We start from the raw sequence: 15,347 nt of genomic DNA on the forward strand, positions 1-15,347 counted from the left end.
GCCACCCATTGATCTTCAATGCCATTCAACCCTCCATCGCGCCTTGAATTTCGCCTTGAACTGCGAATGCATTGCGCGTGCTCACACTCCCAAATACCGTTCCCACAGCGCTCTGTCCCCATCCAGCGCGGCCGACTCTCCGCTCCATACGACCTTGCCGCGCTCCAGGATGAGGTGGCGGTCGGCCAGGCCCAGCAGGCGCTCCACGTATTTGTCGATGACCAGGATGGTCTGGCCAGCGGCGCGCAGTTGGGCCAGGCAGGACCAGATCTCTTCGCGGATGCGGGGGGCCAGGCCCTCGGTGGCTTCGTCCAGGATGAGCAGGCGCGGGTTGGTGACCAGGGCGCGGCCTATGGCCAGCATTTGCTGTTCACCACCCGACAGTTGGTTGCCCATGTTGGAGGCGCGCTCGCCCAGGCGGGGGAACAGGGCGAACACGCGCTCGGGCGACCAGGGCTGTGCCGCGCCGGGACTGCCCGAATTGCGATGTGCCACAAAGGCCGTCAGGTGCTCGCGCACCGTGAGGTTGGGAAAGCACTGGCGGCCTTCGGGCACGATGGCCACGCCGGCGCGGGCGATGCGGTCGGTGGCCCAGCCGGCGATGTCCTGCCCGGCAAACACCATGCGGCCGGCGCGCAGCGGCAGCTGGCCCAGCAGCGTGCGAAGCAGCGTGGTCTTGCCCATGCCGTTGCGGCCCAGCAGGGTGACGACCTGGCCTGCCTCGATGCGCAGGTCCACGCCGAACAGCACCTGGCTGGGTCCGTAGCCGCTTTGCACGGCCTGCATTTCGAGCATCACGCGCCCTCCTTCACTTCTTCGTCTCCCAGGTAGGCCTGGCGCACATCGGCGTTGCCACGTATCTCGTCGGGCGTGCCGGTGGCGATGATGCGGCCGTAGACCAGCACGGAGATGCGGTCGGCCAGGCGGAACACGGCCTGCATGTCGTGCTCCACCAGCAGCATGGCGGCGCGGCCGCGCAGGGATTCGATCAGCTCGGTCAGGCGCAGTGTTTCATCAGGCCCCATGCCGGCCATGGGTTCGTCCAGCAGCAGCACGCCGGGCCGCGCGGCCAGGGCCAGCGCGAACTCCAGCTTGCGCTGCTCGCCGTGCGGCAGCGTGCCTGCGGGGCGCTGCAGCAGGCTGGCGTCGATGGCGCATTCGCGCGCCAGCTCGCGGGCCTGCTCGTAGAGCGCAGCCTCGGCCGCGCGCGGGCGCCAGAAGCGGAAACTGCTGCCGGCATGCGCCTGCACGGCCAGCACCAGGTTGTCCAGCACGCTGGACTGCTTGAAGATGTTGGTGATCTGGAACGACCGCGACAGCCCCGCCGCCACGCGCTGGTGGGCGTTGAGCGCGCTCACGTCGCGCCCGGCCAGTGCCAGGGTGCCGGCGTCGGCCGCCAGCGTGCCCGACAGCAGATGGATGAGCGTGGACTTGCCCGCGCCATTGGGGCCGATCAGCGCATGGATCTCGCCAGGCGCCAGCGACAGCGAGACATGGTCGGTGGCCAGCAGCGCGCCAAAGCGGCGCACCAGGCCCTTGGCCTCCAGGGCCGGGGTGGGGATGGAGATAGGTGTGGCCGCGCCGCTCATGCCTGCCTCCCGCGTGCGGACCACAGGCCCGTCAGGCCCCGTGGCGCGCCGAACACCACGCACAGCAGCAGCAGGCCCAGCGGCAGGTGCCAGTACTCGGTCCACATGCGAAGCACTTCCTCCAGCGTCAGCATGACGACGGCGCCGGCCACGCCGCCCCAGCGCAGGCCCACGCCACCGACCAGCACCATGATCAGCAGGTTGGCCGACTGGGTCCAGTGCATGAGGCTGGGCGAGATGAACAGGTTGTGGTTGGCCAGCAGCGCGCCCGCCAGCCCCGCCACCGCGCCGCTGAGAACGAAGGCCACGAGCTTCAGGCGATAGACCGGGTAGCCCAGCGACTCCATGCGCGACTCGTTCTCGCGCACGCCCTGCAGCGCCTTGCCGAAGCGCGAATCCACCAGCCGGCCGAACAAGGCCATCAGCACCGCGAACAGCGCCAGCACCACGTAGTAGAAAGAAACGTCGTGGCCCAGGTCCAGCCCGGGCAGCACGGAATGGCCGGGCAGGTTGAGCCCGTCCTCGCCGCCGTACTGGCGCAGCGAGATGAAGATATAGAACAGCATCTGCGCAAAGGCCAGCGTGATCATGATGAAGTACACGCCGCGCGTGCGCAGCGACACGGCGCCCGTGGCGGCGGCCAGCAGCCCGGCCAGCAGCGCGGCGGCAGGCCAGGCCACCAGGGCCGAGGTCACGCCGTTCATCGCCAGGATGCCCACCGCATAGGCCCCCGCACCGAAGAAGGCCGCATGCCCCAGCGCCACCATGCCGCCATAGCCCAGGATGAGGTTCAGGCTGGTGGCGGCCAGCGCGTAGATCAGCACGCGGCGCACGAAGGAGATGTAGAAGTCCAGCCCCAGCGCCGGAGCCACCAGCGGGAACACCGCCAGCGCCAGCAGCGCGAGCGCGGTCCAGAAGAACCGGGCCTGGAACCTGCCCTGTAATGTGCTGTGTTCCATGCTCAGCCTCGCGCGGGGAAAAGGCCGGAAGGCCGGTACACCAGCACCACCGCCATCAGCACGTAGATGGAAATCGCCGCCAGCGTGGGCCCCACGCTGGACGCCACGGCCGGGGAGAACACCTGGCGCAGCAGCATGGGCAGGAAGGCCCGCCCCGCCGTGTCCACCATGCCCACCAGCAAGGCCCCCACCAGGGCGCCGCGTATGGAACCTATGCCGCCGATGACGATGCACACCAGCACCAGGATCAGGATGTCCTCGCCCATGCCCACCTGCACCGAGGTGATGGGTCCCAGCAGCGCGCCCGCCACCGCCGCCAGCATGGCGCCCAGCGTGAACACGCCCAGGAACAGCAGCGGCACGCGCACACCCATCAGCGTGGCCATCTGGCGGTTGGAGGCGCCTGCCCGCACCAGCACGCCGGCGCGCGTGCGCGTCACGAACCAATACAGGCCCAACGCGGCGGCCAGGCCGAAGACGATGATCATCAGCCGGTAGGCCGGGTACATGAGATCGGGCAGCAGCTGCACGGGCCCGGACAGCGCAGCCGGCATGTTGAGCATCACCGGCGCCGGGCCCCAGACCATCTTGACCAGGTCATTGGCGATGAGGATGACCGCATAGCTGCCCAGCACCTGGGCCAGGTGGTCCCGCACGGCAAGGCGCCGTATCAGCACCAGCTCCAGCACCACACCCGCCACGCCCGTGGCCACGGCCGCCACCAGCACCGCCGCCGTGAACGAGCCCGTGCGCTGCAGGGTCTCGGCCGCCACATAGGCGCCCGCCATGTACAGCGAGCCATGGGCCAGGTTCATGATGTCCATGATGCCGAACACCAGGGTCAGCCCGGCCGCGATCAGAAACAGCATCAGCCCGAACTGCAGGCCATTGAGCAATTGCTCCAAGAGCAGCGTCCACGTCATCCACACGCCCCCTGCCGCAGGCGCATCGGCCCGCGCGCGGTCAACAAATCATCCGGCTTTGAAAATCAAGATCAAGGCACGCCGCGCCCGACGGGGGCGCGGCGGCGGGGTCACATCTTGCAGTCGTTGACGTAGACGTCCTGATATTTATCGAACACCTTGCCCACCAGCTTGTTGGTGATGCGGCCGCTGCCATCCTTCTCGATCACGCGCTGGTAGTAGGCCTGGATGGGGTAGTGGTTCTTGCCGTACGTGAAGGGGCCGCGCACCGAGGCGTAGTCGGCCTTCTCCAGCGCCTTGACGATGGCCTGGCGGTCCGAGGCCTTGCCGCCGGCCTGCTTGACGGCCGCATCCATGGCCATGATCACGTCATACGCCTGGGCCGCGTAGACCGAGGGGTTGCGGCCCTTGTACTCCTTGCGGAAGGCCTCGACGAAGGCCTTGTTCTGCGGCACGTCAAGGTCATGCGCCCACTGCGCGGTGTTGACCATGCCCAGCATGGGCTCGCCCACGGCCTGGATCACGTCCTCGTCGGCCGAGAAGCCCGGGCCGATCAGCTTGACGCTTTGCGACAGGCCCGTGGACACGAACTGCTTGACGAAGTTGATGCCCATGCCGCCCGGCAGGAAGATGTAGACCGCATCGGGCTTGGCCGCGCGGATCTGGGCCAGTTCGGCCGCGTAGTCGATCTGGCCCAGCTTGGTGTAGACCTCTTCGCCGGGCGCGGTCTTGTAGCCGCGCTTGAAGCCGACCAGCGCATCCTTGCCGGCCGGATAGTCGGGCGCCATGATGAACATCTTCTTGAAGCCACGGTCGGCGGCCAGCTTGCCGGCTGCCTCGTGGAAGGCATCGTTCTGGTAGGACGTGCCGAACCAGAACGCATTGCACTGCGCGCCCGCGAACTGGCTGGGGCCGGGATTGTTGGACAGGTAGGGCACCTTGGCGCCGAACAGCGCCGGGCCCACGGCCAGGGCCACGTTGGAGCCGATGGGGCCGGTGAAGAAATCCACCTTGTCGCGCTGTATGTAGCGCGTGACCAGCTGGCGCGCCTGGTCGGGGTTGCCGCCCATGTCGGTCTGCAGGAACTCGGCCGGCTGGCCGCCCAGCTTGCCGCCCAGCTGCTTGATGGCGAGGTTGAAGCCGTCACGCGCCTCGGCGCCCAGCGCGGCAAACGGCCCGGAAATATCGTTGGCGATACCGACCTTGATGGTGTCCGCCTGCGCGAGCGCGGGAACAAAGGCAGGGGCCAGGGCCGCTGCGGCCAGGAAGGGGGTGAGGAAACGCATGCTGCTGTGCTCCTTGCGCGGGCCGCGCGGATGGCAATCGGTGGTGAGGCAGTCTTCCGTCACGCTGGACGGGAAACTCTGTAAGGGCTGGAACGGTTGGCGCGGGTCTTAGTTTAGGTTTAAAGTATTTTGCAGAACAAGTCTGGGACTTGTACCAATACCTGCCATACAAACCATTTCGCGCGATCTCCGTTCCAATGCCCGCACTCTACCGTCACTACGACCGCGCCGGACTCGATGTCCAGTACAACGCCCGCGCGACGGTACCCGACATCACCCCCATCATCAAGGCCTATGCCGACGACAGCCGGGCCGCGCGCCAGAGCCTGCCCTGCGCGCTGAACGTGGCCTATGGCGATCATGCCGACGAGCTGCTGGACATTTTCCCGGCAGCAACCGGGGCGGCAGGCGCCCCTGTTCTCTTCTTCATCCATGGCGGGTACTGGCGGCTGCTGTCCAAGGACGACTCCAGCAGCATGGCGCCCACCTTCACGCGCGCCGGCGCCGTGGTGGTGGCCCTGAACTACTCGCTGGCGCCTGCCGTCACGCTGGACCGCATCGTGGACCAGACACGCCGCGCACTGGCCTGGGTGCATGCCCACATCGCCCGCTACGGCGGCGACCCGGGCCGCATCCATGTCTGCGGCAGCTCGGCCGGCGGCCACTTGGCGGGCATGCTGCTGGCCGGCGGCTGGCATGCGGACTACGGCGTGCCCGAGGACGTGGTGCGCGGCGCCGCACCGCTGTCGGGCCTGTTCGACCTGCGCCCGCTGGTGCACACCCACATCAACGAATGGATGCGCCTGAGCGAGCAGGACGCCATTCGCAACAGCCCCGCCCTCCTGCCGCACGGCGCGGCCTGCCCGCTCATCGTCAGCTACGGCGAGAGCGAGACCGATGAATTCAAGCGCCAGAGCGACGACTACCTGGCCGCCTGGAACCAGCGCTGTGGCCCCGGTCCATCGTCAGGCCAGTACGTGGCCATGCCCGGCACCAACCATTTCGACATCGTGCTCACCCTGAACGACCCGGCCAGCCCGCTGACGCGCGCCATCCTCGCGCAGATGGGCTTGAGCGCCCCCACACCGCAGAACCAGCCATGACCCACGCTCCCGACCTGGAGTCGCGCGCCGCGCCCGACGACCACCATGCGCTGCGCCTGTGGCTGCGCATGCTCACCTGCTGCAACCTCATCGAAGGCGAGATCCGCAACCGCCTGCGCAGCGAATTCGACACCACCCTGCCCCGCTTCGACCTCATGGCCCAGCTGCAGCGCGCGCCCGAGGGTATGAAGATGGGCGAGCTGTCGCGCCACATGATGGTGACCAACGGCAACATCACCGGCATCACCGACCAGTTGGAGAAGGAGGGCCTGGTGGTGCGCACCAAGGTGGAGTCCGACCGGCGCAGCTCCGTGCTGCACCTCACCCCGCTGGGCCGCAAGACCTTTGCGCGCATGGCCAAGGCGCATGAGTCCTGGGTCATGGGCATGTTCGGCGACATGCCGCAGGCCAGCCGCAACGACCTGTACCAGGCGCTGGGCGACCTCAAGCAGCAGGTGGTGGCCCACCGCTCGCCCACGGACTGAGCGCACGCAGACCCACCCCCATTCAGCCCTGCACGCAGTTGCGCCCTGCGGCCTTGGCGCGGTACAGCGCACGGTCGGCCGCTTCCACCAGCGCCACGGCGGCACCTTGGGTGGAGCCGTGGGTAGTGCCTTGTGTAGCGCTTTGTGTAGCGCTTTGTGTAGCGCCTTGAGTCGCGCCAGCCTCACCGCACTGCGCTGTCGCCACGCCGATGCTGGCCGTCACATGGCCGAAGCGGCTGCTGCGGTGCTCCAGGCCCAGGCCCTCGATGCGCGCACGCAGCCGCTCGGCCACCTGCAGCCCGCCGGCATGGTCCGTATTGGGAAGCACCACGGCCAGCTCCTCCCCGCCGTAGCGCGCCGCCATGTCGCCGGGCCGCTGCACGGCCTGGGCCAGGGCGCGACACACTGTCTGCAGGCAGGCATCGCCCGCCACATGGCCGTAGGCGTCGTTGTAGCCCTTGAAATGGTCCAGATCGATCAGCAGCAGCGACAGCGGCGTGCCCTCGCGCACGGCGCGCCGTGCCTCGCGCTCCAGCACCTCGTCGAAGCGGCGCCGGTTGGCCAGGCCCGTGAGCTGGTCCTGGGCGGCCAGCACCTCCAGCCGGCGGTTGGCCTGCAGCAATTCCTCGCGCGCGCTGACCAGGGAGCATTCGGCACGCGAGCGCAGCCGCATCGCCGCCGTCAGCCGCCAGCCGATCAGCGCAATCGCCAGAAACAGCCCCAGCACCACGGCCAGCGTCAGCTGCGCCTGGCGCTGCCAGGAACTGAGCGCCTCGTCGCGGCCCAGGGCCACCGTGGTCACCAGCGGATAGCGCTCGCTGCGCAGGAAGGCATAGATTCTTTCCGTGCCATCCAGGCCCGAGCGGAACGACGCCGTGCCCGACATCGCCCCCGCATAGTGGCGCAGGAAATTGGGCGACTGCGAGAAGTCCCGGCCCAGGTCCTGCTCACGGAAGGGGTGGCGCACCAGCAGTTGCCCGCCCGGCGTGCTCAGTGAAATGGCGCCCTGCTCGCCGATGTCGATCTTGCCGAACAGCCGCAGGAAATTTTCCACACCCAGCGTCACCACGACCACGCCGGCAAACTGGCCATCGCTGTCGGTATAGCGCCGGCTGATGGTGATCACCCATTCGCTTGTGGAGCGGCTGCGGATCGGCGGCCCGATGTAGATGCCTGACGACGGGTCGTCGCGGTGGTGCGTGAAGAAGTCGCGGTCCGCGCTTTGCGTTCCTGGGGGAAACGTCCCCTTGGACGACATCAGCCAGCGCCCCTGCGCGTCCACGACCAGCAGCTCGTTGAGCTGGTTCAGCAGCTGCTCCTGGCGGTTGACCAGATGCAGCACGCGCTCCAGGTGCGCGGCACCGGCGCCATCCAGCTCCAGCCTTTCGGCAATGCCCAGCAGCAGCATGGAGCTTTGGGTGATCACGCCTTCGGAATAGGTATTCAGCGTCTGCGCCAGATTGCGGTTGACGGTATCCACCTCGGCCAGCGTGCGCTGGCGTGCAGCCACCAACTGCCACACCGTGGCCGCCGATACCGACACGAACACCACGGCCAGCAGCCAGCCCACCAGGCGGGTATCGCGTTTGACGGGCCGACCGCTGCGGCTGCGGCAGGCCCTTGTCCACCAATCCCTCTTCGTCACATGCACCTGCGCCATCTCGGCGGTCTCGCCGCCGTCCGATCTTGGGGTTTTCTGCGTCCGGGTTCAACGCCAGTGCAGCTTCCTTCCGCAAGCGATTCCCGTCCTCGACCCAGGTCGAGCCGGAAAAACCCGCGAACCCGGTATTGTCCCCGGCTTCGGAAAAATCGGCCGGCAGGGTTGGGATTGGGGGGTGCTGCCGGCAGTTTCAGGCTGAATGCGGATGGCAGGCCTGTGATCACAGGCCTTATCGTCAAGGCATGGGTGATCAGCCGGGGCCGTCGCTCGCGGCAGCAAGAAGCGGCACCAAGACATCACCGATCGGGGTCGGAACCCCGCGCGCCCGGCCGCGGCGCGCGATAACGCCGTTGCGGATATCCCATTCGAGCGGGCGGCCTGCTTCGCGATCCGCCAGTATGGACGTGCCCAGGTCGGCAGGGGATGCCTGGAACTTGTCGAGGATCGCCTGCGGGACCTCATCGCCCAGTTCAGCACCTTCGGCGCGTGCCACGGCCAGGCACTCCTGCAGGTAGTCCAGTGTGAGCTTGGAGATGTCGTGCCGGCCGTACATGCCCGAGCGGCGATGCGTGAGCGCCATGAGCCCGGCCGCCGCGTTCTGCAGCAGCTTTTGCCAGGCCAGAGATCTGAAATTCGAAACCAGGTCTACCAGGCACCGGGAGCCTTGCAGTGCATGCGCAACCACGAGGGAGGCCGCTTCGTCAGGCAGGCTGATCCGAGCATCGCTGCGCAGGAGCACCGACCCATCGGATTGCGCCTGCGCAGGGAACCACACGACTGCAGGAACGACTCGCCCCTGAGGGCACAGCGCAGTGACACTCTCCAACTGCTCGACCCCGTTTTGCAGGACACACACGACGGTTTGCGGGCCGCTCAACGCCGCAAGCCATTGCGCAGTGGCAGCGGTCTGAGTCGCTTTGACCGCGAGAAAAACGAGGCCCACCGGGCGTGCAATCTGTGCTGGATCCGTTCTCACCGGCCCGGGAACAACGATGCGAACACCGCTACCTTGCAGCACCAGGCTGTCGCGCGGCGTACGGCCGCAAAGCATGGGCGTGCGGCCGACTTCGTGCAACGCAGCAGCGACGGTGGTCCCGATCGCACCGGGCCCCAGGACAGCGATTCTTGTATGGACTTGTTGATTCACTGAAGCGGATTCCTCGAAACGGATGCTCGGCGCCGGCCTCGACACCTGAAAAGGACAATTATGGAGTGCCACGGGCGCAGTGGAGGGCTGCTCTTGGCTGTGCCTGCATAGGTGCAATGCATCTTGATAGTTTCTCAGTATTCATCCCGGCAAAATACAAGTCAGTGGACTCTTTCATTGGGCATGCAATATGAGTTGACGAACATTGCAGTATTCCGCAACGATTGACGAATATCCGGCTTTGATATTCCGTGCCTTTTGGCGAATTGCTCGACCGCCGCTGTGTCAAAACGCGTAGTCTGGATGAAGTCCAGGGCTTCGGCATCCGTATTCAAAAACCGCGCAACCGGAGGAATGCTCAAAAGCCATTTCAGCAATCGGAGCGAAATATGATGCTTTGGGGACTTTATTCCAAGAGGTTGTGCCACCTCTGTCAGGAGTTCTCGCAAGTTGGGACTTTGGTCGTCAAGCGCCAGGAGCTCCTGACCGGCCATGGAAGGATCAAAAGCGCAAGCCGAAACCAGCTCGACCAGATAATCCACAGTGACCAATGGCAACCAGTGCTCTGCGCTACCGGGCACTGCAGCCAGTTTTCCCTGCGCCAGATTGCGTATCAGATCCACCAGTGGCTGGCTGCAAGGTATATGTCCCGTGCGGCTATGACCACAAACCGTTGCGGGGTGCACGACGGTCATTTTCCCTCCCTTGGCAGCCATGAACTCCAGGGTCGCGAAATGCGCCTCCAGTTTGCTCCCCTCGTAAGCGCCGACACGCCGATAGACGGCAGGCCAATGAGTCCTTTCCGGATGGCCGGGATCAATTCCGATGCGCTGCAGATGTTCATTGTTCTTCAGCATATAGCCGCCGATCATCACCAGCCGGCTATCTTGCTGCGCTGCCAACAACGCCACGCGCTTTGCACCTTCCACATTCACTGCACGCGAATGCTCCATTGAAAGGCCCCACGCGAAGTGGGCGCCCAGGTGGAACACAACTTCGGCCTGCCGCAAAGCCTCTCGATCGGAAAGACTCAAGCCGAGGCTCTCCTGCTCCAGATCGCCAGCCACGGCAAAGACCCGGTTTGCGACACCTCCCAGATTGTCGACCTGCTCCCGCAGTTGCGCCAGGCGCTCCGGGCGACGCATCAGCACTCGAATCGTGTGACCTTTCGCGCTCAGGCATGACACCAGATGCTGGCCGATGAAGCCGGTCCCTCCCGTAACAAAGCACTCCACGCTCATTTTTCTGCTCCTTGGCACGATGAAAAATCGAGTGTAGACTGTCGACCCAACTCTATAGTCAAGCGTTTTCTCATGAATATCGGCGAACTCGAGGTCCGCAGCGGCGCCAGCCGCCATACCCTGCGCTACTACGAGAAGATCGGCCTTATCGCACCATTGCGGCGAAACAACAATTACCGTGTTTACACACCACAAACCCTGCAGGATCTTGGATTTATCCAGCGCGCACAAAGCATGGGATTTTCTCTTGCGGAAATAGGCGAAATTCTGGACGCGCAGAGAAGCAAGTCAATCGATTGTGCCGAGGGTGCCAAGTTGATTGAAAAGAAAATGCTGGAAATCAGAAAGAAAATCACTGAGCTCAAAAGCATTTATCGGTATTTGGACGAGGAGCGTGCAAATCTCGAGGCCAGTGCTGCCAAGCAACTTGAGCTTCAGCGACTCAACAACGCTTTGAAGTGAGCTGTCGGCATCCAGACAACAGCGGCAATCGCTGCATGGCTGCCCCCGGCATCACCCGAGTACATCCGCGCAGCCTGGACAGAAAACGCATCTGCCGCGCCAAGGCATGGCGCAGCCATTCATCCACGGCTATGCTCAATACCTTTGCCGTTGCGCAGCCGGCGCCCGCCCTGCAACGGAACTTGACTGTTCAGGACCTCCCATGCACATCGAACCCGGCGTCGTCAGCCCCGAAAAAATCGCCCTCAGTTATGTCACCGCCGCAGCGGCCTTCGGCCTGACCGCCGCCCTGGCACGGCAAAGCCTGCGCGACAACGGCGGCTGGCTCGCGCTGCTGGCCCGCAGTGTCATCACCACCGCGCTGGTGTTCAGCTTCTTCGAGGTGTTTCCGCACGAGCCGGTCGGCGTGTCCGAGGTCCATCTGATCCTGGGCTCGACCTTGCTGCTGATGTTCGGCGCGGGAGCTGCGGCCATCGGCCTGGCGTTCGGCCTGCTGGTGCAGGGCCTGTTCTTTGCCCCCTTCGACCTGCCGCAGTACGGCATGAACGTCACCACCTTGCTGGTGCCGCTGTATGCGGTGAACCAACTGGCGCGCCGGCTGATTCCCGCCGGCACGGCCTATGTGGACATCAGCTACAGGCAGGCCCTGGCCCTGTCCACCACCTACCAGGGCGGCATTGTCCTGTGGGTCGCGTTCTGGGCCATCTACGGCCACGGTGCCAGCCTGGCAACCTTGACCGAGGTGGCAAGCTTCGGTGCTGCCTACATGTGCGTCGTGCTGGTGGAACCCCTGTTGGACCTGGCGGTGCTGTGGCTGGCCAAGCGCCTGGCGACCTTCACCCAAGGGCCGCTTTTCAATACCCGCCTGCACGCCGTTGCCGTCTGACAGGGCCGGCTCCCCCGGTCACGGTTGACGACCCATAGGGCATCTTGCCCCGGTGCTCCCGCCTTGCCGCCCCCGGGCCACCATGGCAAAGCGGGGAGCGGCAGGTGCATGGACGGCCCCGCGCGCAGCCGTGGCCGCTTCCTCTTGGTCCAGCATGACCAGGTCCCTCTTCATCAGCCTGCCGGCAAGCGAGCTCGGCAAATCCACCGCCTTCCACAATGCCCCGGGCTTCCAACAGAGCCCGCAGCCCAGCAGTGAGGACGGCTTCGCCATGGTCTGGAGCGGCGGGATGCCTGCGCAGTGCAAGGACCCGGCGTTCGCCTCCGCGACGTGGCCTTGGCAACGCGGCCGACGCCGGAATCGCTGCAGCCGGGTGATCGGGCAAGCCTGAAAACCTGCTTCCTGCGACAATCCGCCCCGCTCGCTTTGCTCCACTGCATCGCGACGGCACGGACCGTCGCCGCATTGCTCCTTGTCTGGCGGCTCTCACAAGGAGCGCGCCTGCGCCGATACCTCCATCGCCCATGGCTCTCGACCCCTTCACCCTGCTCGTTCTCACCACGGCCATGGCGGCCGCTTCGGCGCTGTATCTGGCTGCGGAATGGAGCAGCGTGCGCGAACGCTCGCTGCTGCTGTGGAGCGCGGGGTTCGCCATCATCGTCGTGGGCTGCGTGCTGGCCCTGCTGCGTTCCAGCGGCCATGTGCTGCTGGGCATCTGGTTTCCCAACGGCCTGCTGATCGCCGCCCACTGGCTGTTCCTGGCCGGGGTCGCCGGATTCATGCGCGTGCGGCTGTCGCACTTCTGGTGGCTGCTGACCGTCGTCTGGCTGGCCATGCTGTTTCTGCCAGACGGGCCCTGGTGGTCCAAGGCGATGCTGGGCATCCAGTCGCTGCTGATCGCCATCACCACCTTGCGCGCCGGCCTGCTGCTGCGCCCGCATGGCGGCGCGCTGGGCATGGGCGCGGCGCAGTTGAGTTTCGTGCTGCTGGCGCACGGCCTGTTCTACCTCGCCAAGGCCGGATCGACCGTGGCGCTGGACGCCTTCGTCAACCTGGGCAGTTTCCGCGGCACGGTGATCCTGATCTCGCTGGTGGAGGGCGTGATGGCGATCATGCTGCTGGCCATGTCCATGACCGGGACGGAGCGCCATCGCCGCGAGGAGCGCATCGCGCAGATTGCCGCCCGCGATCCGCTGACCTCACTGGACAACCGCCGCGCGCTCTATCTGCGCGCACCGGCGCTGCTGGCACAAGCCTCGCCGGCCCGCCCCGGCGCCCTGCTGCTGATCGACATCGACCACTTCAAGCAGGTCAACGACCTGCACGGCCACGATGCCGGCGACCGCCTGCTGATGACGCTGAGCGACCTCATCCGCAGCGTGCTGCCTCGCGGCGCACTGGCCGCGCGGCTGGGCGGGGATGAGTTCGTGATCCTGCTGCACAACGTCTGCGGCACGGCCGCGCAGGCGCTGGGCCAGGACTTGCGCGAGGCGTTCGTGCAGCAGGCGCGCGCGATGTTCGCGACGCCGCAGCCCGTGTCCCTGAGCATCGGTGCGGCCTTGTTCGACCAGCCCGGAACAGAGCTGTCCCACTGGCTCAAGCAGGCCGACGAGGCCCTCTATGCATCGAAGCGCAAGGGACGGGACCGGATGGAACTCGCCCCGCTTGCCCCAGGGCGGCCCCACGGATGATCTGCTTGCCGCAGGTGGGCCGCTTGCGTGCGCTTGCAGGTCACATCTGCCGCTGATAGGGGTCCGGGCCGGTTCAGTCCGGGTCGTTTTGGCGCCTCAAGGCGTCAATGCAAAGTCCACCGCAGCCTCGGCATGCAAGGCCGTGGTGTCCAGCACGGGCACGGGGCAATGCGCCTGCTGCACCAGCAGGCTGATTTCCGTGCAGCCCAGCACCATGGCCTGGGCGCCCTGCCCGGCCAGCTGCGCCATGATGCGCTGATAGGTGCGCCGCGACTCTTCCCGTATCCGGCCTGCGCACAGTTCCTCGTAGATGATGCGGTGCACTTCGGCGCGGTCCGCCTCCTGCGGCACCATCACCTCCAGCCCCTGCTGCTGCAGGCGCTCGCGCATGAAGGGCTGCTCCATGGTGAAGCGGGTGCCCAGCAGCCCCAGCCTGCGGTAGCCTGCCGCCCGGGCCGCATCGGCCACCGGGTCGGCAATGTGCAGAAAAGGGATGCGCACCGCTGCCGCAATGCGGTCTGCCAGCTTGTGCATGGTGTTGGTGCACAGCAGCACCCCATCCGCCCCGCCATCCTGCAGCCGCCGCGCGGCATCTTCCAGCAAGGCAGCTGCGTCATCCCAGCGGCCTTCATGCTGGGCCAGCTCGATGGGGCCAAAATCCACGCTGTACATGAGCAGTTTTGCAGAGCGCAGCGGACCCAGCCGGTCGCGCACGCCCTGGTTGATGAGCCGGTAGTACTCGGCGCTGGACTCCCAGCTCATGCCCCCGATGAGACCGATGATGCGGTGAATTTCCGTGTGGTTTGCGTTCATGCCTTCAGTGTGGGCAGCGCCCGGTTTCCCGTCTATCAAGAAATTTCAGTTCAAGACACAAGGCGCCAGGGTGATGAAAGTTCAGGAACTACCGGGATTCGAGGTGCAGCTGCTGGGCCGCGCGGCCTATAGCAGCCATGACCCGACCCGCCTTCATTCGCTGGGCATTGCGCTGGAGCGCCAGCAAGGCGTGCATGCCATTGGCAGCGACCGCCGCGTGGACTTCGACACATGGCCCGGCACGGTGGCACGCACGCCACCGGGGGTGGATGTGTTTTCCGAATCGGCCACGGGCGGCGAGTACCTGGTGGTTCGCTGTACCCCTGCGCAATGGGAGCAATGGCTGGACGACGCAGTGCCTGACACCGAAGCCCGGCGCGTTGTGCACCCTGGCCAGCGCGCCGCCTTGCAGATTGCGCACCAGCTGCGGCAACTGCTGCTTTGCCCCGAGACGGACACCCTGGCAATAGAGCAGGCAGCCCTGCACTTCATGGCCCGGCAATGCGTCGATGCGAGGGATGTGCCCCATGCGCCCATCCCTCGCATCGATGCATTGCGCCCGGTGTATCGGCCGGTTCTGGAGCGCATGGCGGCCGAGTTTGCACAGCCGTTGAGCATTGCCCAGCTGGCCCGGATGACCCGTCGCACCCCGCTGCGTTTTCTGCGTGAGTTTTCCCAGCTGCTTGGCATGACTCCGCATGCCTATCTTGTGGAGACCCGCATACAGGCGGCCCGCTCCATGATGCGGGCGGATGCCGATTCGCTGGCCTGTATCGCCCACGATTGCGGCTTCAGCCATCAATCGCACATGGGAGCCGCGTTTCGCAAACATCTGGGGCTGACGCCCAGCCAGTACCTGGCCCGCATTCGCCATACGGCCAGGCAGTGACCGATGGAGCACCTGGAACCGTCACGCCCGGGGCATGCGGCATGACCGGTGTTCCAGACGGTGCAATGAACTTGCAAGTTCCCGCGTTGGCTTTTCATTCCCATTGTCAATCCGAACAGACGGACTCGACCTGTGCACTTCAACCGCGCATACTTAGGGCCATTGCTCTCCCCCTGTTCTGATTTGCGATGGCGCGGCAACCCCAACCTTGCC

15 protein-coding genes are annotated in these 15,347 nt (G+C 65.8%); 6 read left to right on the forward strand and 9 right to left on the reverse strand.

The window, feature by feature from the left end; translation table 11 throughout:
• Positions 1–81 precede the first annotated feature (81 nt).
• The 5 genes from ACF8ML_RS13600 to ACF8ML_RS13620 form a co-directional block, all read right to left on the reverse strand.
• Entirely contained in the window at positions 82–795 is a 714-nt protein-coding gene (locus ACF8ML_RS13600) for an ABC transporter ATP-binding protein (RefSeq protein ID WP_047326910.1), read from the reverse strand.
• Positions 795–1,589, reverse strand: a complete 795-nt coding sequence (locus tag ACF8ML_RS13605; RefSeq protein WP_016450645.1) for an ABC transporter ATP-binding protein — start codon at positions 1,587–1,589, stop codon at positions 795–797. Before ACF8ML_RS13605 ends, ACF8ML_RS13600 begins: the two co-directional genes overlap by 1 nt.
• On the reverse strand, positions 1,586–2,548 hold the full coding sequence (locus ACF8ML_RS13610; protein ID WP_047326909.1) for a branched-chain amino acid ABC transporter permease: 963 nt from the start codon (positions 2,546–2,548) through the stop codon (positions 1,586–1,588). Before ACF8ML_RS13610 ends, ACF8ML_RS13605 begins: the two co-directional genes overlap by 4 nt.
• A gap of 2 nt (positions 2,549–2,550) precedes the next feature.
• Positions 2,551–3,471 (reverse strand): branched-chain amino acid ABC transporter permease, encoded by a 921-nt coding sequence (locus ACF8ML_RS13615; protein ID WP_047326908.1) that lies wholly within the window; start codon positions 3,469–3,471, stop codon positions 2,551–2,553.
• Positions 3,472–3,581: 110 nt separating this feature from the next.
• Positions 3,582–4,757 (reverse strand): ABC transporter substrate-binding protein, encoded by a 1,176-nt coding sequence (locus tag ACF8ML_RS13620; RefSeq protein ID WP_016450648.1) that lies wholly within the window; start codon positions 4,755–4,757, stop codon positions 3,582–3,584.
• 197 nt (positions 4,758–4,954) lie between these two features.
• On the opposite strand from ACF8ML_RS13620, the gene ACF8ML_RS13625 reads away from it, so the two are divergent.
• Both ACF8ML_RS13625 and ACF8ML_RS13630 read left to right on the forward strand, forming a co-directional pair.
• Complete coding sequence (locus ACF8ML_RS13625) at positions 4,955–5,860, forward strand: alpha/beta hydrolase (protein WP_047326907.1); 906 nt, start codon at positions 4,955–4,957, stop codon at positions 5,858–5,860.
• A complete protein-coding gene (locus ACF8ML_RS13630; RefSeq protein ID WP_012206289.1) occupies positions 5,857–6,345 on the forward strand; it encodes a MarR family winged helix-turn-helix transcriptional regulator in 489 nt (162 codons plus the stop codon). The genes ACF8ML_RS13625 and ACF8ML_RS13630 overlap by 4 nt, the downstream gene beginning before the upstream one ends.
• A 22-nt stretch (positions 6,346–6,367) precedes the next feature.
• Here ACF8ML_RS13630 and ACF8ML_RS13635 read toward each other — a convergent pair whose 3' ends face one another.
• From ACF8ML_RS13635 to ACF8ML_RS13645, 3 genes are all read right to left on the reverse strand, one after another.
• The gene (locus ACF8ML_RS13635) at positions 6,368–8,005 is read right to left on the reverse strand and encodes a diguanylate cyclase (RefSeq protein WP_392407245.1); all 1,638 of its coding nucleotides are present in this window, start codon (positions 8,003–8,005) and stop codon (positions 6,368–6,370) included.
• A gap of 250 nt (positions 8,006–8,255) precedes the next feature.
• Positions 8,256–9,152: an oxidoreductase gene (locus ACF8ML_RS13640; RefSeq protein ID WP_392407246.1), complete on the reverse strand. Its 897-nt coding sequence runs from the start codon at positions 9,150–9,152 to the stop codon at positions 8,256–8,258.
• A gap of 161 nt (positions 9,153–9,313) precedes the next feature.
• A complete protein-coding gene (locus ACF8ML_RS13645) occupies positions 9,314–10,393 on the reverse strand; it encodes an SDR family oxidoreductase (protein WP_392407247.1) in 1,080 nt (359 codons plus the stop codon).
• Between the two features lie 72 nt (positions 10,394–10,465).
• Here ACF8ML_RS13645 and ACF8ML_RS13650 point away from each other — a divergent pair, with 72 nt between their 5' ends.
• The 3 genes from ACF8ML_RS13650 to ACF8ML_RS13660 all read left to right on the forward strand — a co-directional run bounded on the left by ACF8ML_RS13650 (position 10,466) and on the right by ACF8ML_RS13660 (position 13,432).
• Positions 10,466–10,855, forward strand: coding sequence for a MerR family transcriptional regulator (locus tag ACF8ML_RS13650; protein ID WP_392407248.1), 390 nt, complete (start codon positions 10,466–10,468; stop codon positions 10,853–10,855).
• 202 nt (positions 10,856–11,057) lie between these two features.
• Entirely contained in the window at positions 11,058–11,741 is a 684-nt protein-coding gene (locus ACF8ML_RS13655) for an energy-coupling factor ABC transporter permease (RefSeq protein ID WP_392407249.1), read from the forward strand.
• 524 nt (positions 11,742–12,265) lie between these two features.
• Positions 12,266–13,432, forward strand: a complete 1,167-nt coding sequence (locus ACF8ML_RS13660; protein WP_267179234.1) for a GGDEF domain-containing protein — start codon at positions 12,266–12,268, stop codon at positions 13,430–13,432.
• A gap of 96 nt (positions 13,433–13,528) precedes the next feature.
• Here the strand turns inward: ACF8ML_RS13660 and ACF8ML_RS13665 are convergent, their stop codons facing one another.
• Complete coding sequence (locus ACF8ML_RS13665) at positions 13,529–14,245, reverse strand: aspartate/glutamate racemase family protein (RefSeq protein ID WP_034367640.1); 717 nt, start codon at positions 14,243–14,245, stop codon at positions 13,529–13,531.
• Between the two features lie 73 nt (positions 14,246–14,318).
• Between ACF8ML_RS13665 and ACF8ML_RS13670 the strand changes: the two genes are divergently transcribed.
• The gene (locus ACF8ML_RS13670; protein ID WP_034367637.1) at positions 14,319–15,134 is read left to right on the forward strand and encodes a helix-turn-helix domain-containing protein; all 816 of its coding nucleotides are present in this window, start codon (positions 14,319–14,321) and stop codon (positions 15,132–15,134) included.
• Positions 15,135–15,347: the final 213 nt, after the last annotated feature.

The organism is Delftia sp. WSY_10, assembly GCF_043104705.1.
In the GTDB taxonomy this organism is placed as follows: domain Bacteria; phylum Pseudomonadota; class Gammaproteobacteria; order Burkholderiales; family Burkholderiaceae_C; genus Comamonas; species Comamonas tsuruhatensis.

What these genes read in the sequence shown, in the direction of transcription:
- ACF8ML_RS13600 (WP_047326910.1), bottom strand. Translation starts at nt 795, where the DNA reads ATGCTCGAAATGCAGGCCGTGCAAAGCGGCTACGGACCCAGCCAGGTG.
- ACF8ML_RS13605 (WP_016450645.1), bottom strand. Translation starts at nt 1,589, where the DNA reads ATGAGCGGCGCGGCCACACCTATCTCCATCCCCACCCCGGCCCTGGAG.
- ACF8ML_RS13610 (WP_047326909.1), bottom strand. Translation starts at nt 2,548, where the DNA reads ATGGAACACAGCACATTACAGGGCAGGTTCCAGGCCCGGTTCTTCTGG.
- ACF8ML_RS13615 (WP_047326908.1), bottom strand. Translation starts at nt 3,471, where the DNA reads ATGACGTGGACGCTGCTCTTGGAGCAATTGCTCAATGGCCTGCAGTTC.
- ACF8ML_RS13620 (WP_016450648.1), bottom strand. Translation starts at nt 4,757, where the DNA reads ATGCGTTTCCTCACCCCCTTCCTGGCCGCAGCGGCCCTGGCCCCTGCC.
- ACF8ML_RS13625 (WP_047326907.1), top strand. Translation starts at nt 4,955, where the DNA reads ATGCCCGCACTCTACCGTCACTACGACCGCGCCGGACTCGATGTCCAG.
- ACF8ML_RS13630 (WP_012206289.1), top strand. Translation starts at nt 5,857, where the DNA reads ATGACCCACGCTCCCGACCTGGAGTCGCGCGCCGCGCCCGACGACCAC.
- ACF8ML_RS13635 (WP_392407245.1), bottom strand. Translation starts at nt 8,005, where the DNA reads ATGGCGCAGGTGCATGTGACGAAGAGGGATTGGTGGACAAGGGCCTGC.
- ACF8ML_RS13645 (WP_392407247.1), bottom strand. Translation starts at nt 10,393, where the DNA reads ATGAGCGTGGAGTGCTTTGTTACGGGAGGGACCGGCTTCATCGGCCAG.
- ACF8ML_RS13650 (WP_392407248.1), top strand. Translation starts at nt 10,466, where the DNA reads ATGAATATCGGCGAACTCGAGGTCCGCAGCGGCGCCAGCCGCCATACC.
- ACF8ML_RS13655 (WP_392407249.1), top strand. Translation starts at nt 11,058, where the DNA reads ATGCACATCGAACCCGGCGTCGTCAGCCCCGAAAAAATCGCCCTCAGT.
- ACF8ML_RS13660 (WP_267179234.1), top strand. Translation starts at nt 12,266, where the DNA reads ATGGCTCTCGACCCCTTCACCCTGCTCGTTCTCACCACGGCCATGGCG.
- ACF8ML_RS13665 (WP_034367640.1), bottom strand. Translation starts at nt 14,245, where the DNA reads ATGAACGCAAACCACACGGAAATTCACCGCATCATCGGTCTCATCGGG.
- ACF8ML_RS13670 (WP_034367637.1), top strand. Translation starts at nt 14,319, where the DNA reads ATGAAAGTTCAGGAACTACCGGGATTCGAGGTGCAGCTGCTGGGCCGC.